This is a genomic window from Brevundimonas sp. S1H14 (assembly GCF_047716865.1).
GTDB classification, from domain to species: domain Bacteria; phylum Pseudomonadota; class Alphaproteobacteria; order Caulobacterales; family Caulobacteraceae; genus Brevundimonas; species Brevundimonas naejangsanensis.
This window is the reverse complement of sequence record NZ_CP136679.1, coordinates 2,062,574-2,079,388: the sequence shown is the minus strand read 5'-3', so window position 1 is coordinate 2,079,388 and position 16,815 is coordinate 2,062,574. Positions and strand designations below refer to the sequence as shown.

Genomic DNA, 16,815 nt, shown 5'->3' with positions numbered 1-16,815 from the left:
CAAGAAAAAACGCCGGAGCTTTCGCCCCGGCGTTTGTGCAGTCTCACGCTTTTGATCGCTTAGCCGCGCTGGGCCAGCGGGACGTAATCGCGCTCGGTCGGGCCGGTGTAAAGCTGACGCGGGCGACCGATCTTCTGCGACGGATCGGCCATCATTTCCTGCCACTGGGCGATCCAGCCCACGGTGCGCGCCAGGGCGAACAGCACGGTGAACATGGTGGTCGGGAAGCCCATCGCCGACAGGGTGATGCCCGAATAGAAGTCGACGTTCGGGAACAGCTTGCGCGAGGTGAAATACTCGTCCTGCAGGGCGACGGCTTCCAGTTCCTTGGCGACCTGGAACAGCGGATCGTTCTCGCGACCCGTGGCGGCCAGCACTTCATAGGCCGACTGCTGCATGACCTTGGCGCGCGGGTCGTAGTTCTTGTACACGCGGTGGCCGAAGCCCATCAACTTGTACTTGCGCGCCTTCACGCCCTCGATGAACTCGGGAATGCGGTCAGGGGTGCCGATTTCCTTCAGCATGTTCAGCGCCTCTTCGTTGGCGCCCCCATGCGACGGGCCCCACAGGCAGGCGATGCCGGCGGCGATACAGGCGAAGGGGTTGGCGCCCGACGAACCGGCCAGACGGACGGTCGAGGTTGAGGCGTTCTGCTCGTGGTCGGCGTGCAGGATGAAGATGCGGTCCATCGCGCGCACCAGGGCCGGATCGACGTGATAGTCCTCGGCCGGCACGGCGAAGCACATGCGCAGGAAGTTCTCGGCGTACGACAGGTCGTTACGCGGCGAGATGAAGGGCTGGCCGATGTGGTACTTATAGGCTCGGGCCGCGATCGTCGGCATCTTGGCGATCAGGCGGATGGCCGAGATGTTGCGCTGCACCGGATCATGGATGTCCAGGCTGTCGTGATAGAATGCCGACAGGGCGCCGACAGTGCCGACCATGATCGCCATCGGATGGGCGTCGCGGCGGAAGCCTTCGAAGAAGCGGTCGAACTGGGCGTGCAGCATGGTGTGCCGCGTGACGCATTGCTCGAATTCTTCGTATTCGGCGGCGTTCGGCAATTCGCCGTGCAGCAGCAGGTGACAAACTTCCAGGAAGTTGGACTTCGAGGCCAACTGGTCGATCGGATAGCCGCGGTGCAGCAGCACGCCGGCGTCGCCGTCGATATAGGTCAGGGCCGATTCGCAGGCCGCCGTGGAGGTGAAGCCGGGGTCGAAGGTGAAGGCGCCGGTGCCGCCGTACAGCTTGCGGATATCGATGACGTCCGGGCCGGTCGAGCCGGAAAGGACGGGGAGCTCTACGGTCTTGTCCTGGTAGGACAGGGTCGCCGAGCCGGCGGGTTTCGCTTGTTCAGTCATCTAGGCCCCTTGTTCTTCCTTGGACCGGCGCGGGGAGGCGGTCGGCCTGAGTTGGTTATGGGTGATCACTTAGTCTGTTGCAGCGCATCATCCAAGCGTCCGAGACTTTCGTTATGCCCGAGAGCGCAAAGAGTTCGCGCGATATCGGGCGAGGCCGAACCGCCCGTCAAGGCTGCGCGCATGGAAGGTCCTATTTTTCCGAAGCCTACGCCTTCTTCCTCCGCAAAGGCCTTAAGTTCGGCTTCAAGGGCGAAGACGTCCCAGCTCTGGAAAAGATTGAGACGTTCACGCAGTCGTGAGATTCTCTGCCGGCTTTCGCCTTGCAGCAAACCGGCCGATTTCTCGTTGAGCGCGAGTGGACGCGCCTGCAACACGAATGCCGTTTGATCCGCCAGCTCGGGGATGGTCTTGGCGCGATCCTTGACGAAAGGCATGGCCCGTAGAAGCCGTTCCTCGTCGTCCGGTTCCAGAACACGGCCGCGTGCCAGGTGAGCGTCGAGCGTCAGTTTGGCCAGACGGTCGTCGTCCGCCAGCCGCAGCCAGTGGGCGTTGACGTGGGCCAGCTTGTCGAAGTCCAGCCGTGCGGGGGCCTTGTTGACGCCGGCTAGGTCGAACCATTCCAGCGCCTGCCCGTCGCTGAACAGTTCATCATCGCCATGCGCCCAGCCCAGGCGGGCAAGATAGTTGCGCATGGCTTCGGGCAGATAACCCATGTCAGCGTATTCGTGCACGGCCTGGGCGCCGTGGCGCTTGGACAGCTTGGCGCCGTCCGGACCGTGGATCAGGGGGATGTGGGCGAAGGTCGGCCGCGTCCAGCCGAGGGCGTCGTAGATCAGGCTCTGACGGGCCGCGTTGTTCAGATGGTCGTCGCCGCGGATGACGTGGGTCACGCCCATGTCGTGGTCGTCCACCACCACCGCCAGATTATAGGTCGGCGCCCCGTCCGAGCGCAGGATGACAAGGTCGTCCAGCGACGCCGATTCCCAGCGCACCGTCCCCTGCACGGCGTCGTCGACCATGACGGCCTGATCCAACGGGCGGCGGAAGCGCACCGTGTGCGGCTTGGCCAGATCATCGACGCTGGGCTCGCGGTCGCGCCAGGGCGAGACGAAGTCGCGACCCTCGGCCTTGGCCTGGTCGCGCAGGGCCGTAGTCTCGTCGGCCGTCAGGAAGTCGCGATAGGCGTGACCCGTCGCCAGCAACTCGTTGATCACCTCGCGGTGACGGTCGGCGCGAGCGAACTGGAAGACAGGCTCTTCGTCGCCGAACAGTTCGAGCCAGGACAGGCCGTCGAAGATGGCCTTCACCGCCTCATCCGTCGAACGCTCGCGGTCGGTGTCCTCGATACGGACCAGGAATTTGCCGCCGCGCCCCTTGGCGTACAGCCAATTGAATAACGCAGTTCTCGCCCCGCCGATATGCAGGTAGCCTGTGGGCGAGGGGGCGAAGCGGGTGACGACGGTCGACGAGGGGGAGGTCATAGAGGCAGCATCCATAGGGCAGGGTCTTATACGCCCGCCCGTGGGGAAGCGAACCCTTATGGCCCGGTTATTTGCCAGTCTGATCGCAGATGCACGGGTGCAGGCCGAACGCTGGCCGCTGTGGTCGTCCGTCTGCTTCGGCGCCGGATGCGGGGCCTATTTCACACTGAAGGACGAGCCGACGACCTGGCCTCTGGTGCTGGGGGCCGCCGTGTTCTTCGGAGCCTGGATCGTCGGTCGGGCCAGAGGCGCGCCGCGCTGGGCGACCCTGATCCTGCTGATGCTGGCCTGTTTCGCGGGCGGACTGGCGGTGGCCAAGCTGAGAACAGACGCTGTGGCGGCCCCGATCGCGCCTGCGAACATGGCGCCGACCCAGGTCGAGGGCTGGGTCATAGACGTGGACTCGTCCGGCCAGAATGGGGCGCGCGTGGTGGTGGCGCCTGTGCGCGTGCGGGGTCTGGCGCCTGAGCAGACGCCCGAGCGGCTGCGCGTGACGGTGAAGGGGGCGCCCCGCCGCCCGGCGCGCCGATCCGGGTGTTCGGCATCCTGAACCCGCCGCCGCCGCCCGCCAGTCCCGGAGCCTACGATTTCGGCCGCAACGCCTATTTCAAGGGGATGGGCGGGACCCTGTTCGCCCTGGGCCCGACGCGTCCGGCGGCTCTCGCCCCGCCGCCGTGGCGGGTCAGGGCGACGATGAAGGTCAATGCGGCTCGCTATGCCCTGGCTGAAAGGATCGTGGCGCGTCTGGGCGAGCGGACCGGCGGGGTGGCGGCGGCCATGACGACCGGTCACGAGACATGGATTCAGGATCCGGATCTGGACGCCATGCGGGATTCCGGGCTGGCGCATATCCTGTCGATCTCGGGTCTGCATATGGCGGTCGTGGGCGGCTTTGTCTTCTTTGCGGCCCGCCTTCTGGTTGCGGCGTGGCCGTGGCTGGCGTTGCGTGTGTCGGGCAAGAAGGCGGCGGCGATTGCGGGGTTGATCGCGGTCGGGACCTATCTGGTCATCTCGGGCGCGCCGCCGCCGGCCGAACGCGCCGCGATTACGGCGTCGATCGCCTTTCTGGCGATACTGACGGATCGGCAGGCCGTGACCATGCGGGCGCTGTCGGCAGCGGCCTTTGTCGTCCTGTTGCTACGGCCCGAGGCCGTCGTGACGCCGGGGTTCCAGATGTCGTTCGCGGCGACGGCGGCTCTGGTCGCCCTGGTCGAGGTCTGGCCGCGTCGCATCCGCGAACTGTCCGTTCCCTGGCCGATCGCCGCCGTTCAAAGGTTTGCAAGCTGGCTGATGGCTGCCTGCGCCGCCAGCCTGGTGGCGGGGATGGCGACCGGGCCGTTCGCCATGCAGCATTTCAATCGCACGGCCGTCTATGGGCTGCTCGCCAATATGGCGACAGCGCCGCTGGCGGATTTCGTCATGATGCCTGCCTTGGCGCTAGGCGCGGCGCTGGAGCCGCTGGGGCTGGGCGCGCCCTTCCTGTGGGTGGCGGGTCAGTCGGTGGACGCCATGCTGGCGATCGGACACTGGGCGGCCAATCTGCCCGGCGCAGTGAAGGCGATTCCCAGCGCCCCTGCGGCGGCCCTGCCGGTCGCCTTTCTGGGCATATTGTTCATGTGCCTGTGGCGCGGATGGTGGCGGTTGCTGGGGCTGCCTTTTGCGGCCGCTGTGCTGATCTGGCCGCGCGCGGCGCCGCCGGATATCTGGATCGGCGATGGTGGAGCGAATGCGGCCTATCGGCTGGAAAGCGAGGCGGTTGTGGTGCGGCCTGCGGTTCGCAGGTTCGCCATCGATCTGTGGTCCCGGAGACGAGGGCTGGAGCCGGTCGCGCGGTCGCCCGAGGGCTGGACCTGCAAGCGTTCATTCTGTGCGCGGGACGGCGAAACGGGGCCGCTGGCGCTGTGGTGGGGCAAGGCGGCGCCGACGGCCGAGCAGTTGGATCAGATGTGCCGTAGCGCGCAGGTTGTCAGCGTGCGCGCCGTGATCGCAACCCTGCCTTCGTCATGCGAAGGGCGGTTGGTGTTGGACGGCGCCGACTACGCGCGCGGCGGTTCGGTGGAGCTGTGGCGGGAAGAGGCAGGCGGATGGCGCGCCTTGTGGGCGGCTGAGGTGCGGGGACGGCGACCGTGGAACGGGCCTCCCTCTTAACCCGCTCATCCCGGCGGACGCCGAGATCCAGTAAGAGCCATATGTGCTGTCGCTGGCCAGGGGAGGCCGGCGGACAATCAAACGGCCCCGCTTGCGGCCAAAGCACTGGGTCCCGGCGTCCGCCGGGATGAGCGGGCCGGGATGAGCGGAAAGAAGGCGCGCGTGGGGCCTCTGCCCCGTCCTCAGTGATATCGGCGCAGCAGGCCGACCAGCTTGCCCTGAACCTCGACCTGATCGGGGCCGAAGATGCGGGTCTCATAGGCGCTGTTGGCGGGTTCCAGCGCGATGGATTGGCCCTTCTTGCGCAGGCGTTTCAGCGTGGCTTCCTCACCCTCGACCAAGGCGACCACGATCTCGCCGGAGGAGGCGTTTTCGACGCGTTTGATAATGACGGTGTCGCCGTCGAGGATGCCGGCCTCGATCATGGAATCGCCTTCGATCTCGAGCAGATAATGCTCGCCCGCGCCCAGCATGGCCTCAGGGACCGGCAGGCGCTCGCGTTCGTGCTGGATGGCGGCGATGGGGGTGCCAGCGGCGATCTTGCCCAACAGGGGCAGGTCGCGGACATCGTTGGCGGCCTCGGCGACGGCCGGTCGCGGGCCCAGGCCGCCGCCCTGGATGACGTCGGGCTTAAACGGGGCGCGGCCTTTTGAGGGGGCGGCGGTCGTCGCCTGTTCCGGCAGCTTCACGACTTCCAGCGCGCGAGCGCGGTGGGCCAGACGGCGGATGAAGCCGCGTTCCTCAAGCGCCGTGATCAGGCGGTGGATGCCCGACTTGGACGCCAGGTCCAGCGCCTCCTTCATCTCGTCGAAGGAGGGCGACACGCCCGTTTCCCGAATGCGCTCATGAATGAACATCAGGAGTTCGTGCTGTTTCTTCGTGAGCATGGCGGCGAATCCAGAACAAGGCGTGAACCGTTGGTGATGTTCTGTAAGTGTTCTGGTTAAAAGTCAACTAACGCCACGCTTAAGGCTCTCAAAGCAAAAACCCGCGCCTGCCGTTCGACGGCGGGCGCGGGTTTCGGTCCGTGCTGTGCTGACGTTAGCGAGCGGTCGGGGCGCCGTCCTTATAGCGCTCGAACCATTCGATCATGGCGTTCATGCGCGCGGCGTTCTGGGACGGACGGACGGCCAGGCTGTGGCCGACGCCGGGGATCTTCACCAGGGCCGTGGGCACGCCGCGCAGTTGCAGGGCGGTGTAGTACTGCTCCGACTCGCTGACCGGGGTGCGGTAGTCCTCGTCGCCGACGACGACCATGGTCGGGGTCTTGACGTTGCCGACCAGCGACAGCGGCGACCGGCGCCAGTAGGCCTCCGGGTTCTCCCACGGATATTCACCGAACCAGTAGCGGGCGAAGAAGGCCGGGTTGTCGGCCGTCAGCACGAAGCTGGCCCAGTCGATGACGGGCTTCTGGACCACGGCGGCCTTGAAGCGGTCGGTCTTGCCGACGATCCAACTGGTCAGCACGCCGCCGCCCGAGCCGCCGGTGACGAACAGGCGGTGGGGATCGGCGACGCCTTGAGCGATGACGGCGTCGACGCTGCTGATCAGGTCGTCATAGTCGTTCGACGGATAGTTGTGGTGGATCAGGTTGGCGAACTCGTCCCCATAGGAGGTCGAGCCGCGCGGGTTGACCGAAAGAACGGCGTAGCCCGCAGCTGCGAACAGCTGGTTGTCGGTGGCGAAGTGCGGGCCATAGGCGGCGAACGGGCCGCCGTGGATTTCCAGCACCAGCGGATAGCTCTGGCCCTCGACGTAGTCGGCCGGCAGGGTCAGCCAGCTTTCGACCGCGCGCTGGTCGTGAGACGAGGCGACCTGAATGCGGCGCACCTCGCCCAGGCGGCGGGCGCTGAGGAAGTCCGCGTTCAGGCGGGTCAGCTGAGTGCTGCGGCCGCCCTTCAGGAGGTGGACATCGGCCGGACGCATCGGCGTGCCGCGCGTAAAGGCGATGGCGCCGTCGTCGGCCACGGTGAAATCGCCGCCGGTGTAGGGACGACCGAAATCGTCGCCCGTCAGGTCTTCGATCAGGGTGGTGACGGCGCCGTCCAGCGAGACGCGGGCGACCTTGGTGCGCCCCTGATCGTCATAGGCGACATAGACCGAGCGGCCGTCGCGGCTCCACACGGGCGATTTGACCGAGCGGTCCAGGTTCGGCGTCAGCACGCGGCTGTTCGAGCCGTCGGCGTCCATCACATAGAGGCGGGTGTTATGATAGCCCATCCGCTGGTCGTCATAGCCGAGATAGGCGATGCGGCGTCCGTCGGGTGAGGCGACGGGCGAGTTGTCCGGCCCGGCGCGGCTGGTCAGGGCTGTCAGGCCGCCGGTCTGCACGTCCAGGGCGAAGACTTCGCTGTCGGCGGCTTCGCGCTGCCAGTCGGGTCGACGGTTGGCGCTGAGATAGAGGATGCGGGAATCAGCCGACCAGGACAGGCCGCCGCCGTGGTTGAAGTCGCCGTGAGTCAGTTGGCGCGCGCCGCCGCCCTGGGCGCCGACGACGAAGACATGGCGGAAACCGGGCTTGAGATAGCCCTGACCGTCCGAGCGGTACGAGACGGTGTCGATAATCTCCAGCGGCGGGGCCCATTTGGCGCCTTCGGGCTTGGGCAGCGGCGAGCCGATCTTGGGCTTGTCGCCGGGAACCAGGACCGAATAGGCCAACTGCTCGCCGTTGGGCGACCAGCTGATGCTGGACGGGGTGTTGGGCAGGTTGGTGACGCGGACCGCTTCACCCGACGCCATCCAGCGCACGAACAGTTGCGGCGCGCCGCCCTCGGCGTTCGAGATGTAGGACAAGCGCGTTCCGTCGGGCGACCAGCGCGGCTGGCGGTGGGAACCGGCCGAAGCGATCAGCGGCGTGTGTTGGCCCGTCTTTACGTCGATCAGCCAGATGGTCGGACGCATCTGATCGGTCATGATGTCGGCCGTCTGGCGGACATAGGCGATCCGGCTGCCGTCGGGGCTGATCTGGGCGTCCGAGGCGACCTCCATGCCGAACAGGTCCTGGGCGGTGAACAGGCCGCGGTCGGCAGAGGGCAGGGCGGCCTGAGCAACAGCGGGCGCAGTTTGCGCCAGCGCCGGCGCATGGGCGCTAAGGATCAGGGCGCAGGCGGCCCAGGCGAACTTGTTCATATGAATCCCCCTCTGAACTGACAGGGATCATAGGAAGACGCGAGGCGACGACAAGATACGGAAAAGGCCGCCGGAACGAATCCGACGGCCCGTTTTGATCCGAATCCCGAAGAAGAATCAGAACTTGAAGCTGGCCCGCAGCAGCAGGGTGTAGCGGACGTAGTCTTCCAGCAGTTCGGCGTCGCCGGTGATGGCCAGCATCCCCAGGTCGTTGCCGACGTTGAGACGGAAGCCCAGGATCGGACCGCCGCCTTCGATGCTGGCGGGCGTCAGGGTGAAGGCGTCGCCGCCTGAGGCGAAGCGGGCGATGGTGGTCCCGGCGTCGACCGAGAAGTTCTGACGCCAGCCCAGGCGGACTTCCGGGCGGATCCACCCGTCCTTGCCGAAGCCGTAGCCGATGTTGACGGCCGCCACGCCCGAGAACATGTGGCCGTCGCGCTCGTCGATATCCAGATCGAAGCCGTCGCCGCCGCCGCGTTCGGAACGGGCGTCCTCGCTCAGCGAGAAATATTCGACATAGGCTTCGGGACGGACATTCAGGCGGCCGAAGTGACGCTCGTACGAAGCGCCGCCCGCTGCGGCCAGGGTGAAGCCGTGCCAGTCGGATTCGTTCTTCAGGTTGACGCCTTCGGCGACCAGCTTGCGCGTCGCGCTGAAGGAGGCGTAACCGCCCGCCGCACGCGCCCAGGTCGTCCAGTACTGCCCCTGGGCGCGCCAGTAGAGGCCCAGTTCCAGCAGATTGGCCGACAGCACTTCTTCAGCGGCCGATTCCGGGTCTTCCAGATCGGATGAGGTGAAGGCGGCCGTCACGCCGAAGGCGCCCATTGAGGTGCCGCGCTCGACGCCGCCCGCCAGACCGAATCCTTCCGAGCGGAAGCCGTAGGTGTCGGTCTTGTCCTTGTCGGCGTAGAAGTTGATCTCCTGCACCCAGGCGCTGGTTTCGCCCGGAGCGGCGGCGGCGTTGCGGCCGGTCAGGGCGCGGGTCACAGCGTCGACGCCGCTGGCCAGCGACAGCAGCGGCCCGCCCGAGTGCTCGGGCAGCAGTTGCTGATAGATGTGGAAGAAGCCTTCGCGATCCGTCTGGTTGAGCAGAGCCGCGCGGATGATCTCATTATCGGCCAGACCGGCGTAGAGCACGTCGTAGGCGGCGGCTTCCGAGTTGATCATCTTGGCCTCGTCGGCCGTGATCCTGCGGGCGTCGATCGACAGTTCGTTCGCGGTCACGTCGCCGATTTCGACGACGAAGGCGTAGGGCGAGTTTGATTGCAGTTCTTCGGACGTCAGATCGCCAGCGTTCAGGTCACCCGCCTTGATCACCTTGAAGGTGGTCGTGCCTTCAGCGTCAATTAGGGAGTTGAAGCGGACGCCAAGGCTGCTGGCGCCCGCCAGGTCGGCCGAGCCGCTGACATTGTATCGGAACTCGTCGGCCGTCGCCTCATCCAGGGTCACGATCAGCTTGCCGTCTTCGCCGACGTTGAGGCTGGAGATATCCAGGCTCGTAGTCTGCTGAGCGTCCAGGACCCCCTTGGAAATGTCGATGTCGAGCTGGCCGTCGTCGTTCGACAGCTTGCCTTTCACCACGGCGCCGCCGCTGATCGACAGGCGGTCGGCTCCGGTCCCGAACGAGATGTCGCCGCTCACCGTGCCGTTGCGGACATCCAGCACGTCAGCGCCTGAGCCGAAGCGGATGTCGCCGACGATCGCCGGTTCATTGGCGTCCGGCACCCCGTCGCCGTCAGCGTCAGGCAATTTGTGGTCCGGTACGACGACGCCGTCCTGAACGAAGGTCACGCCGGTCGTATTGGCGCTGACGTCCACGGCGATGGCGGACCCCGTCTTCTCGACATCTTTCTCGGGCGTGACGACGGCGATGATGCGACCGGTGTTGTCGATTGTGGAAAGCGTGCCGGATTCGTCGCGAATGGCCACGGCGGAACCCTTGGACCCGTTCACCGCCACGGCGATGTTGCCCGAGTTCGAGATCGAACCGACGTTGGCGCCGTTTTGGATCAGGACGCCGCTGGCCGTGTCGGCGTCGGAGGTGGCGATGGAGCCCTGAATGGCGCCGCTGTTGAAGATGGTAGGCAGCGAAGCGCCGCTGCCGACCAGCACGGTGCTGCTGTTCGCGGATACGGCCGATGAGACGATGGTGCCTTCGTTACGGAAACCTCCGGCGACCGTCACGTCCTGGCCCGTACCGCCGATCTGCACGGCCTTGGCGTCGACGTCCTTGTAGACGCCGGCCGCTTCGATGGAGCCGCGGTTGATCAGGCCATAGGCGGAATCGCCTGTGCCGGCCGCGCCCAGGGTGATCGCCTTGTCGGTTGAACCCACCAGCACCGCCGCTGCGCCGCCGAACGAGCGGATGGTGGCGGTCGTTTCCTGGGCGTCGGGGATGCCGTCGCCGTCGCGGTCATCGTCTTCGCGGTTGATCTTGCCGTCGCCGTCGTCGTCCTCGTCGCCGTTCTTGACGCCGTCGCCGTCGTCGTCGCCGTCGATTCCGCCGGGACCGTAGGAAGGGGCGGTGTCGAACACGACGCCCTTGCCGACATCGCCTGCGATTCGCACGGCCGGGCCGCCCTGCAGCAGGTCGTCCTCGTCCAGGTTTTCGAGATAGGCTTGGCCGGGCCACGGCTCGCCCGTCGTGGGCTTGGACGGCGGGGCCGTGGTGTAGCGATAGCCGGTAGAGGTGACGGCGCCCTGAATCTTGACCTGGCCGCCGACATCGCCGTCGATGGCGACGCCGGTCGAGTTCTCGCCGACCACGCCGATGCCGCCCAGCAGGGTGACGTCGCCGCTGACATCGCCGGTCGTGCGCACGCCATAGCCGTTGTCGCCGATGACGTTGATCTGGCCCATGCTGAAGATGTTGCCGGTCAGGGGCGCTTCGACCGACAGACCGGCGGAATTGTTGCCCTCAACGCGGATTGAACCGGAGTTCTCGATCCGGATGTTGCCTGTCAGGGGGGAATCGCCGGTGACGCGCACGCCATAGCGGTTATTCCCTTCGGCGAAGGGACCGTCCAGGTCGCCGTCCTTGTCTTCGTCCTTATACTCGTCGATCGCATCGGTGATGGTGATGGCGCCGCCGATGGTGATGTCGCCGGTGTTGCCGCCATTGGCCAGGATGCCTGTGGCGCCGTCGGCCGCCTTCAGCATGTCGATCTTGGAGCCGGCGTCGAGCTTGACGCTGTTGCTGGAATCCAGCGTCACGGCCGTGCCGGACGTGACCGTGATGGAGCCGCCGCTGGCGATGCGTACGTCGTCGCGCGCGCCGTTATTGGCGGTCGAGGTGCTGATCGGCGTGGTGCGGCCGTTTGAGATGACCTGTTCGGCCTGGGCGCCGGCTGCAACCATCAGGGGAGCGATCGCTACAGCGGTCGCGAGCAGAATACGCATCGGTAGGAAACCCCTCGTGGTCGCACGCGCAAGGATTGAGGCGCCCCTCCTAACAGGGTCAGCACCTACATGCCCCAAGTTTCTTGAATTTGAGGCGATTGCAAGACCTCGCGTTAGGGGGCTGAAGCTGAACGGCAGATGAAAACCATGGCGCAGCCGGGATACAAGCGCAGCCTTGTGCGCTTGTGGCTTGCAGCGTAGCCGGGGACGAATATAGGGCGGAAAATCTGCATGATGCTGATTTGCACCGTCCCGCATCCAAAGTCGGAGCCTTGGCGTTAACGTGAAGAAGTTCAGCGGAAAGGCCCCAGGCATGAGCGTCAGCCCGATCGACGTCCAGGAAAGCGAACTGCGCCTCTTTCCTGGCCTGGATGATGAGGTTGCGGCGACCCTTCGGGCGTTAAAGGCCTGCGCGGCCGAGGATCGGCCCCGGCTGGTGGACACCACGATGCTGTTCGCGCCGCGCTCGGGCGGGGTGAAGCGTTATCTTCTGTCCAAAAAGGCGTGGCTGGCGGACAATCGCCCCGATGTGGCGCACAGCCTCGTCGTGCCCGGCGCCGGTTACAGGGCCAGCGGCGACGGCGTGGTGCGGCTGCAGGCCCCCAAGCTGCCGTTCGGGGACGGTTATCGCTGGCCCGGTTCGGTGCGCCGTTGGGGCGCATGGGTATCGTCGCTGAATCCCGCGCTTATCGAGGCGGGCGATCCCTATACGCCGGGGCAGGGCGCGCTGGAGGCGGGCCAGAGGGTCGGTTGCCCGGTCGTGGGTTTCTGTCATTCGGATCCGGCGAGTCTGGCGGCGCTGCATTTCGGCGAATGGGCCAAGAAGCCGGTCGAGAAACGCTGGGCCAAGCTGTTCTCTCAGTTCGATCGCGTCGTCTCCCCCAGCCGCTTCATTGCCAGGCGGCTGGAAGAGGCCGGGGTCGGCGGCATCGTCGTGCGCCCGCTGGGCGTGGAGGTCGATACCTTCCATCCGGATCGTCGCGATCGCGACTGGCTGTTGAAGAAGCTGGGCCTGGGCGCAGACGCCCGTCTGCTGTGCTTCGCCGGGCGTCCGGCCAAGGAGAAGAACGTCGGCGTGCTGATCGACGCGGTCCAGCGTCTGGGCGCGCCCTATCATCTGGTGCTGGTCGGCGCGGGCGCCGGAATGCCGCCGGAAGATCGCGTGATCTCCCTGCCGTATGAAAAGGACCCGCGCGCCGTGGCCCGCATTATCGCCAGCTGCGACGCCTTCGTGCACGCCAATGACAAGGAGCCGTTCGGCCTGATCGTGCTGGAGGCGATGGCCTGCGGCCGGGCCGTGGTCGGCGTTAACGCGGGCGGCGTGGCCGAGACGGTCGATGACGGCGTGGGGCAACTGGCGGCCTCGGCCGATCCGGTCGACTACGCCGCAGCCATTGAGGCGTTGTTCGCGCGCGACGTAGAGGCGCTGGGCGCGGCGGCGCGGGTCAAGGCGGTCGAGCAGTTCGCCTGGAACCGCGTGTTCGAGGATCTGACCATGTTGTACGGCGAACTGACCGGGAAGGCCGCCTTCGTCACGCCGCGAGAGAGGCTGCCGCTCAACTAGGCTTGGGGACCGATGAACTGCGGGCGTGCGAAAACGGCGCCTGCGGGTCGGTTTTGATTTTCAGGAGAAGAGGGAAGGGCGGTGCGCCACTCCCTCAAAGTGTTGAGAGGAGTGGCGCGAGTGACGGGGCTCGAACCCGCGACCTCCGGCGTGACAGGCCGGCACTCTAACCAACTGAGCTACACCCGCGTTCCCATCCGAAGCGACTGTGCGCCCCGGCGAGGGGCGTCGTTTAGGCGGGGCTGCGCCGAAGGTCAAGCGACCTGGCTGTGGATAAATCAAATCATCTTGTCGGAGCGGCTGCGGCGGCCTGAGGCGGGGCGGCGGGACCGGCGATTCCGCCGTCCGCAGGCAGTTGCGACGCCGTGGCGGGCGGCGGCGGTTCGTAGTGGACGCCTACGCCCGGTCCCAGCGGCAGATCCAGCGCCACCCAGGACGCGACCATGATCAGGCCCGCGATCAGGAAGGCTCCGGCGTAGGGCAGCATGGTCGCCATCAGCGATCCCAGGCCGAATCTGGGATCCCAGCGCTGGGCGAAGGTCAGGATCAGCGGGAAGTAGCTCATCAGCGGGGTGGCGATGTTGGTGACGGAATCACCCATGCGATAGGCGGCGGTCGTCATCTCGGGGCTGATGCCCAGCAGCATGAACATGGGCACGACGATGGGCGCGAGCGCCGACCACTTGGCCGAGGCCGAGCCGATGAACAGGTCGAAGATGCAGGACACCAGCACGACCATGATCAGCAGCACGGGCGTCGGCAGGGCCAGTTCGCGTAAGGAGGCGGCCGCGTTGACCGCCAGGATCGGCCCCAGGCCGGACCAGTTGAACATGGCGACGAAGTGGGCGGCGAAGAAGGCCAGGACGATATAGGGCGCCAGTTGGCTGATCCCCTCGCGCATCATCCGCACCAGGTCATGGTGGCTCTTGATCGAGCCGGACCCCGCGCCGAAAGCCGCGCCCGCCATGAAGAAGGTCAGGGCGAAGAAGGCCACCAGCGAGCGGTACAGAGGATTGAAGCGCTGCTCCGGCTCGGCGTCGGCGTCCATGAAGGGCGAGCCGGGCAGGAAGGTCACGGCGGCCCAGACGGCGATCATGGCCAGTATGGTCAGGCCCGCCCAGCCCAGTCCGCGCTTCTCGGCGGCGGTGAGAGGGGTCTTCTCCTCGGCGGCGACTGGGGCGGCGTCATGCGGAATCCAGGCGCCCAGGCGCGGCTCGATCACCCGGTCGGTCAGGAACCAGACGATGGGGGTGAAGACGATCACCACCCCGACGATGAAGAACCAGTTGCCCGCGATGCTGACGGCGTAGGACGGATCGATCAGATGGGCCGCCGGCTCGGTGATGCCCAGGATCAGGGCGTCGCTGGCGCCGGGGAACAGATTGCCCGCATAGCCGCCCGACACGGCGGCGAAGCCAGCGGCCAGGCCCGCCAGCGGATGGCGGCCCGCAGCGGCGAAGATGACGGCCGCCAGAGGAATCACCACGACATAGGAGGCGTCCGACGCATGGTGCGACACCATGCCGGTGATCACCACGATCGGCGTCAGGATGAAGCGCGGCGCGTTCAGCAGCGCGCCACGGATCGCCGTCGAGAACAGGCCTGTCCGCTCGGCCACCGAAGCGCCGTAGATGATGGTGATGACGATCCCCAACGGCGGAAAGTCGGCCAGGGTGCGCGGCATGCCGATGAACAGCCGCTCCAGATTGGCGGGCGACAACAGGCTTTGCGCCTGCAGCACCTCGCCGGTCACCGGATTGACCGCAGACCAGCCCAGGCCAGCCCCGACCAGACTCAGGACCACCAGACCCAGGATCAGCCATAGGAATAGAAAGACAGGATCTGGTAGCCGATTGCCGATGCGTTCGACGGAGTTCAGCAGGCGGGCGGCCAGGTTCATGCGCAGGCTCTGGGCTATCTATGGGCGACAGTGCATTTCGCGGATCACCGGCATAGGAAGCAATCGGGAGGGCTGCGGCAAATCGCGCAAAAAACTGCGAACCATTCGCAATAAAAAACCTTTGCCGACATGGGTTTGAACCCTGGCGAGGTTGGGTCTAAGAAGCCCCGAATCCGCCCCCTACCTCCCGGCGGGCGAGGCAGCTCGAATGAACGAATTTCTTCTAGAATATCTTCCGATCGTCGTTTTCCTGGGCATCGCCATCGTGCTCGGCGCCGGCTTCATGCTGGCGGCCTGGGTGCTGGCTCCCAAGAACCCCGATACCGAGAAGCTCTCGGCTTATGAGTGCGGCTTCAACGCCTTTGACGACGCGCGCATGAAGTTCGACGTGCGCTTCTATCTGGTGTCGATCCTCTTCATCATCTTCGACCTGGAAATCGCCTTCCTGTTCCCGTGGGCGGTGTCGATGTTCGACCTGTCGCACGGCGGCATGGTCTTCGCCTTCTGGTCGATGATGGTCTTCCTGGGCGTCCTGACGGTCGGCTTCATCTACGAATGGAAGAAGGGAGCACTGGAATGGCAGTGATCGCCCCCTCCAGTCCTCTGGTCCCCGCAGGTTCGGCTGCGCGTTCGACCGTCGAGGGCTATGATCCCAAGATCCACGACAAGTTCTTCGAGTCCGTCAATACGGAACTGGGTGAGCGCGGCTTCCTGACGACCTCGCTGGACGACGTCATCACCTGGGCGCGCACGGGTTCGCTGATGTGGATGTCGTTCGGTCTGGCCTGCTGCGCCGTGGAGATGATCCACCTGTCGATGCCGCGCTTCGACCTGGAGCGTTTCGGCACCGCGCCGCGCGGTTCGCCGCGCCAGTCGGACCTGATGATCGTCGCCGGGACGCTGACCAACAAGATGGCTCCGGCCCTGCGCAAGGTCTACGACCAGATGCCGGACCCGCGCTACGTCATCTCGATGGGGTCGTGCGCCAACGGCGGCGGCTACTATCACTACAGCTACAGCGTCGTGCGCGGCTGCGACCGCGTGGTGCCGGTGGACGTCTATGTTCCGGGCTGCCCGCCGACCGCCGAGGCCCTGCTGTACGGCATCCTGCAACTGCAGAAGAAGATCCGCCGCACGGGGACCATCGAGCGATGAGCGAACTGGTGCGCGTTGCGGAACGTGAATCCGCTCTTACGCCTCTGGGCACGGAAATGGTCGCGGCGCTCGGCGTCGAGGCTGTGGTGGCCTATGGCGAACTGACCCTGATCGCCCCGCGCGAGAAGATCGTCGAGATCATGACGGCTCTGCGCGATCAGTTCGGTTTCCAGCAGTGCATGGATGTCTGCGGCGCGGACTATCCTGATCGCGCCGAGCGCTTCGAAGTCGTCTATCATCTGCTGTCGCTGACCCGCGCGGCGCGTGTTCGCGTCAAGGTGTCGACCGACGAAGTGCAGCCGGTCCCCAGCGTGACCTCTGTCTATCCGTCGGCGGGCTGGTTCGAGCGTGAAGCCTTCGACATGTACGGCATGATCTTTTCGGATCATCCGGACATGCGCCGCATCCTGACCGACTACGGCTTCCAGGGGCACCCGCTGCGCAAGGACTTCCCGATGACGGGCTACGTCGAGGTCCGCTACGACGAAGAGCAGAAGCGCATCGTCTATGAGCCGGTGAAGCTGACGCAGGAATTCCGCAACTTCGACTTCCTGTCTCCGTGGGAAGGCGCCGACTACCCGACCGTCCTTCCGGGCGATGAAAAGGCGGGAGCGCAGTAATGGCCGACGTCAAGAACATGCCCGCGCCGCTCGGTTCGGCCATCGACCCGTTCGAGGA

The 16,815-nt window shown here is 66.0% G+C and carries 12 protein-coding genes and 1 tRNA gene; 6 read left to right on the top strand and 7 right to left on the bottom strand.

What is annotated here, in order from left to right:
* Positions 1 to 59: 59 nt before the first annotated feature.
* Both gltA and gltX read right to left on the bottom strand, forming a co-directional pair.
* On the bottom strand, positions 60 to 1,361 hold the full coding sequence (gene gltA, locus RSD66_RS10115; protein WP_025977401.1) for a citrate synthase: 1,302 nt from the start codon (positions 1,359 to 1,361) through the stop codon (positions 60 to 62).
* 65 nt (positions 1,362 to 1,426) lie between these two features.
* The gene (gene gltX, locus RSD66_RS10110) at positions 1,427 to 2,842 is read right to left on the bottom strand and encodes a glutamate--tRNA ligase (protein WP_415287582.1); all 1,416 of its coding nucleotides are present in this window, start codon (positions 2,840 to 2,842) and stop codon (positions 1,427 to 1,429) included.
* A 58-nt stretch (positions 2,843 to 2,900) separates the two neighbouring features.
* Here gltX and RSD66_RS10105 point away from each other — a divergent pair, with 58 nt between their 5' ends.
* Together RSD66_RS10105 and RSD66_RS10100 are read left to right on the top strand one after the other, a co-directional pair.
* Positions 2,901 to 3,392: a DUF4131 domain-containing protein gene (locus tag RSD66_RS10105; RefSeq protein WP_415287581.1), complete on the top strand. Its 492-nt coding sequence runs from the start codon at positions 2,901 to 2,903 to the stop codon at positions 3,390 to 3,392.
* Complete coding sequence (locus tag RSD66_RS10100; RefSeq protein WP_415287580.1) at positions 3,377 to 4,990, top strand: ComEC/Rec2 family competence protein; 1,614 nt, start codon at positions 3,377 to 3,379, stop codon at positions 4,988 to 4,990. The genes RSD66_RS10105 and RSD66_RS10100 overlap by 16 nt, the downstream gene beginning before the upstream one ends.
* Before the next feature lie 182 nt (positions 4,991 to 5,172).
* Here RSD66_RS10100 and lexA read toward each other — a convergent pair whose 3' ends face one another.
* From lexA to RSD66_RS10085, 3 genes are all read right to left on the bottom strand, one after another.
* Positions 5,173 to 5,877: a transcriptional repressor LexA gene (gene lexA / locus RSD66_RS10095; RefSeq protein ID WP_119412180.1), complete on the bottom strand. Its 705-nt coding sequence runs from the start codon at positions 5,875 to 5,877 to the stop codon at positions 5,173 to 5,175.
* Positions 5,878 to 6,031: 154 nt separating this feature from the next.
* A complete protein-coding gene (locus RSD66_RS10090) occupies positions 6,032 to 8,119 on the bottom strand; it encodes a prolyl oligopeptidase family serine peptidase (protein WP_415287578.1) in 2,088 nt (695 codons plus the stop codon).
* Between the two features lie 117 nt (positions 8,120 to 8,236).
* A complete protein-coding gene (locus tag RSD66_RS10085) occupies positions 8,237 to 11,518 on the bottom strand; it encodes an autotransporter domain-containing protein (RefSeq protein WP_415287577.1) in 3,282 nt (1,093 codons plus the stop codon).
* A gap of 313 nt (positions 11,519 to 11,831) precedes the next feature.
* On the opposite strand from RSD66_RS10085, the gene RSD66_RS10080 reads away from it, so the two are divergent.
* A complete protein-coding gene (locus RSD66_RS10080) occupies positions 11,832 to 13,082 on the top strand; it encodes a glycosyltransferase (protein WP_415287576.1) in 1,251 nt (416 codons plus the stop codon).
* Between the two features lie 112 nt (positions 13,083 to 13,194).
* Here the strand turns inward: RSD66_RS10080 and RSD66_RS10075 are convergent.
* Both RSD66_RS10075 and RSD66_RS10070 read right to left on the bottom strand, forming a co-directional pair.
* Positions 13,195 to 13,271 (bottom strand) — tRNA-Asp (locus RSD66_RS10075).
* Positions 13,272 to 13,365: 94 nt separating this feature from the next.
* A complete protein-coding gene (locus RSD66_RS10070) occupies positions 13,366 to 14,982 on the bottom strand; it encodes an AbgT family transporter (protein ID WP_024352542.1) in 1,617 nt (538 codons plus the stop codon).
* Between the two features lie 208 nt (positions 14,983 to 15,190).
* On the opposite strand from RSD66_RS10070, the gene RSD66_RS10065 reads away from it, so the two are divergent.
* From RSD66_RS10065 to RSD66_RS10055, 3 genes are read left to right on the top strand one after another with little or no spacing between them, the layout of a single operon-like run.
* Positions 15,191 to 15,568: an NADH-quinone oxidoreductase subunit A gene (locus tag RSD66_RS10065; protein ID WP_003164585.1), complete on the top strand. Its 378-nt coding sequence runs from the start codon at positions 15,191 to 15,193 to the stop codon at positions 15,566 to 15,568.
* Positions 15,538 to 16,137, top strand: coding sequence for a NuoB/complex I 20 kDa subunit family protein (locus RSD66_RS10060; RefSeq protein ID WP_119412176.1), 600 nt, complete (start codon positions 15,538 to 15,540; stop codon positions 16,135 to 16,137). Before RSD66_RS10065 ends, RSD66_RS10060 begins: the two co-directional genes overlap by 31 nt.
* Positions 16,134 to 16,757, top strand: a complete 624-nt coding sequence (locus RSD66_RS10055) for an NADH-quinone oxidoreductase subunit C (protein WP_024352543.1) — start codon at positions 16,134 to 16,136, stop codon at positions 16,755 to 16,757. The genes RSD66_RS10060 and RSD66_RS10055 overlap by 4 nt, the downstream gene beginning before the upstream one ends.
* Positions 16,758 to 16,815: the final 58 nt, after the last annotated feature.